4 protein-coding genes are annotated in these 3892 nt (G+C 69.4%); all 4 read right to left on the bottom strand.

Annotated elements, in window-relative coordinates:
• Positions 1–137: 137 nt before the first annotated feature.
• From XINFAN_RS18885 to XINFAN_RS18900, 4 genes are read right to left on the bottom strand one after another with little or no spacing between them, the layout of a single operon-like run.
• Complete coding sequence (locus XINFAN_RS18885) at positions 138–1076, bottom strand: AEC family transporter (RefSeq protein WP_124088418.1); 939 nt, start codon at positions 1074–1076, stop codon at positions 138–140.
• A gap of 9 nt (positions 1077–1085) precedes the next feature.
• Positions 1086–1889, bottom strand: a complete 804-nt coding sequence (locus XINFAN_RS18890) for an MBL fold metallo-hydrolase (protein WP_124088419.1) — start codon at positions 1887–1889, stop codon at positions 1086–1088.
• Positions 1886–2695, bottom strand: coding sequence for a TatD family hydrolase (locus tag XINFAN_RS18895; RefSeq protein ID WP_124088421.1), 810 nt, complete (start codon positions 2693–2695; stop codon positions 1886–1888). The genes XINFAN_RS18890 and XINFAN_RS18895 overlap by 4 nt, the downstream gene beginning before the upstream one ends.
• Positions 2696–2721: 26 nt before the next feature.
• Positions 2722–3852, bottom strand: a complete 1131-nt coding sequence (locus XINFAN_RS18900) for a DNA polymerase III subunit delta' (RefSeq protein ID WP_124088420.1) — start codon at positions 3850–3852, stop codon at positions 2722–2724.
• Positions 3853–3892 lie beyond the last annotated feature (40 nt).

Here is a 3892-nt window from a genome sequence, read left to right on the forward strand (position 1 = left end):
AGCTGCTGCGCCGCCGCTCCGACCGCCTGCGCGGCGTGACCGGCCGCTGACCCGCCGGTTTCTTCAAAGAAACCGGTCCGGACCCTTCAAAGGGTCCGGGCCGGAGTTTTTGAAAACTCCGGGCGCCATGGCCGCGGTCACGGCAGGATCTGCAACCACAGCCAGATCGTCGGGATCGAGAAGGCGGTGCCGGACAGCACCGCCGAGGCATTCACCCGCTTTCCCACCCCGTAGAGATGGGCGAACATATAGGCGTTGACCCCGGGCGCCATGGCCGCGGTCAGGATCAGCGAGCGCAGCCCGGCATCGTCCAGCCCGAACACGCCCCGCGCCAGCCCCCAGCTGAGCGCCGGATGCACCACCAGCGAAACCACGCAGATCATCGCGATCACCAGCCGGTCCCCCTCGGGGCGATAGCGGAACAACACCCCGCCCAAAGCAAACAATGCCGCAGGCAGCGCCGCCGTCGCCATCATCTCCACCCCGGACCATAACGGCGCGGGCAGCGGCAGGCCGGTCAGATTGACCGCGAAGCCGAGAAGGATCCCGATCACCAGCGGCTGATGCAGCACGGCGCGGGCGATCTGACGCCCCAGCCGCAAGAGCGGAACCTGCTGCCCCCGCGCGCGCGCCCATTCCATCAGCCCGATGCCGGTGGTGTAGATGATCGGCGAATGGACCGAGATGATGGCGATGTTCCCGGCCAGCGCATCGGGTCCGAAAGCGCGCTCGGTGATCGGCAGGCCCAGAAGCAGCGAGTTCGAGAACATCCCCGCGAAGCCGATGGCCACGCAATCGGCAAGCGGGCGGCGGAAGATCCACAGCGCCCCACTGAAACACAGGCCGAAGCCCGCGAAGGCGCCCGCATAGAACGCCACCATCAGCCCCGGATCATAGGCCGCGCCCAGATCCAGCCGGGCCACGCCGCGAAACAGCACACAGGGCAGCGCAAAGCCCTGCGTGAACCGCATCACCCCATCCACCGCCCCGTCGGGGAACAGCCCGGCCCGGGCCGCGATCCAGCCGAAGCCGATCACCAGGAAGACCGGCAGGATGACATCGAGCAGCGCGGACATCCGGGCCGCTCAGCCCGATGTATCGTATTCCAGCACCATTCCGTCCCAGGCGGGGGCGATATGGTCCGGCAATTCGCCTGTCAGCGTGGCGTAATCCATGTCGAGATGCATGTTGGTCAGCACCGCGCGCCGCGGCTTCGCGCGCGCGATCCAGCCCAAAGTCATCTCCAGATGCGCATGGGTCGGATGCGGCTTGCGGCGCAGCGCATCGACCACCCAGCAGTCGAGCCCGGCGAGCGCGGTCCAGCTCTCCTCGGGGATCTCCACCGCATCGGGCAGATAGGCGAGCGGGCCGATGCGGAAGCCGAGCGCATCCATCGTGCCGTGCTCGGCGCGGAACGGCACGAAATCGAGGCTGCCCCCCGCGCCGGTGATCGAAAACGGCCCGCCGATGGTGTTCATCTCAAGGATCGAGGGATAGGCGCTGCCCGCGGGCTGCACGAAAGCATAGCCGAAGCGGGTCAGCAGCGCCTCCTGCGTCGGGCCGTCGGCCCAGACCGGCAGCCGGCGCTGCATGTTCAGCACGACCTGGCGCAGATCGTCCAGCCCGTGGACGTGATCGGCATGGGAATGGGTGTAGACCACCGCATCCAGCGCGCCGACGCCCGCGGCGAGAAGCTGCTCGCGCAGGTCGGGGCCGGTGTCGATCAGAACGCGGGTCACGCCGTCCCGGCCCTCGCGCTCGACCAGCATGGCGCAGCGGCGGCGGCGGTTCTTCGGCTCGTCCGGGTCGCAATCGCCCCAGAAACCGCCGATCCGCGGCACCCCGCCCGACGAGCCGCAGCCGAGGATGGTGAAGCGCAACGCGGTCATGCTGCGAGCCTTGCGCGGGGAAACAGCCGGTCGAAATTCGCGGTGGTGGCGGCGGCGAATTCGGCCTCGCTCAGGCCGAAGATCTGCGCGCCGACTTTGGCGGTATGGGCGACATAGGCCGGCTCGTTGCGGCGGCCGCGGAAGGGGGGTGGCGCCAGATAGGGGCTGTCGGTCTCGACCAGCACCCGGTCGAGCGGCGCGCGGGCGAAGATATCGCGGATTTCCTGGCTTTTGGGAAAAGCGGCGATGCCGGACATCGAGAGGTAAAAGCCCATCTCAAGCGCGGCTTCGGCCAGCCGCGCGCCCGAGGAAAAGCAGTGCATCACGCAGGAATAGGGGGCGTGCCGCATCCCCTCGGCCAGGATCCGCTCCATATCCTCGTCAGCGGCGCGGGCGTGGATCACCAGGGGCAGGCCGGTCTGCTGCGCGGCCTCGATATGGTTGCGCAGCGAGACCTGCTGCGCGGCGGCGCTTTCCGCGGTGTAATGATAGTCGAGCCCGGTCTCGCCGATGCCGACGCATTTCGGATGCCGGGCGATCTCTACCAGTTCGGCGGTGGTGATCGGCGGCTCTTCGGCCACGCTCATCGGGTGGAGGCCGAAAGTGTGGAACACGCCGGGGTAAGCCCCGGAGATCGCGCGGACCTTCTCCAGCCCCGACAGTTTCGTGCAGATGGTGACGATCCGGCGCACGCCAGCGGCTGCGGCACGGGCCACCAGCTGATCGACCTCGCCCTCGAAATCGGGGAAATCGAGGTGACAGTGGCTGTCGACAAGTTCGGGGAGAAGGGCGTCGTCGGGGGACATTTCGGCGGAGATTTCGGGGGGCATGGTCATCCGGTGGCGAGTTGGCCCGCCGTGGCGTCGATCTTCAGAAGGATATCCATGAGAAGCGCGGCAGGGTCAAGGTTCACGGCCTTGCCGCGCCGGGCGCGGGCGGTCAGGCTTTGCGCGAGTTCGGCCCAGGGCCGGGCCGAGGCGACATCGGGGGCGAGCCGGGCGAAGAGCGCGGCCTCGCCCGGTGCGGCCTCGGGCGGGGTTTCGCGCCGCGCCGCCGCGCGGGCCAGCCGCGAGAGAAACAGGTCGATCTGGGTCAGGATCAGATCGAATCTGTCGGCCCCACCGCGCGCCGCCGCGCTGTCCGCCAGCGCGAGCGCCCGGCTGCGGTCGAGCCGGGGCAGGGTGGCGAACAGCCCGACCAGCGCGGCATAGCTCTGCAACCCTTCCAGACTGGTGAGGCGAAAGGCCTCGCCCACCGATCCGTCGGCAAGCTCAGCAAGCGCCACGGTATCCTCGGGATCGACCGCGCCGCCGGTCGCGGTCAGCGCATCCGACAGCGCATCGGGGGCGAGCCGCGACAGCTTCAGCTCGCGGCAGCGCGAGCGGATCGTCGGCAGCAGCCGCGCGGGCTGGTGCGAGACCATCAGGAAGACGGCGCCCGCGGGCGGCTCCTCCAGCAGTTTCAGGAGCGCATTGGCGGCGGCGGTGTTCATCTCGTCCACCGCATCGACGATCGCCACCCGCCGCCCGCCATCGGCGGCCGAGAGCGCGAAGAAGCTTTTCATCCGCCGCACCTCGTCGACGGTGATGAATTGCGACAGGGCGTTGCCCTTGTCGTTGGCGCCGCGGCGCAGGAGATAAAGTCGCGGCTCGGCCAGCGCCCGCATCCGACGGGCGAGCGGGCTGTCCGGGTCGGTGTCGAGCGTGTCGGGGGCCGCCGGCGCGCCGAACAGCCCGCCGTCATCGGCTGGTGCCGAGAGCAGGAAGCGCGCGATCCGCCAGGCCAGCGTCGCCTTGCCCACGCCCTTCGGCCCGGTCAGCATCCAGGCGTGATGCAGGCGGCCGCTGTTGAATGCGGTGAGGAACCCCTCTTCGGCTGCCTGCTGGCCGAAAAGCACCGGCGTCTCGCGCGGATGCGGAGCGCCTTCGCTGCGGTCGGGTTCGGGAAGCTCGGTCTCGGCCATGGGCCTGTCATGGCATGGGACGGGCGCGGGGGGAAGGGGG

Source organism: Pseudogemmobacter humi, assembly GCF_900609055.1.
In the GTDB taxonomy this organism is placed as follows: domain Bacteria; phylum Pseudomonadota; class Alphaproteobacteria; order Rhodobacterales; family Rhodobacteraceae; genus Pseudogemmobacter; species Pseudogemmobacter humi.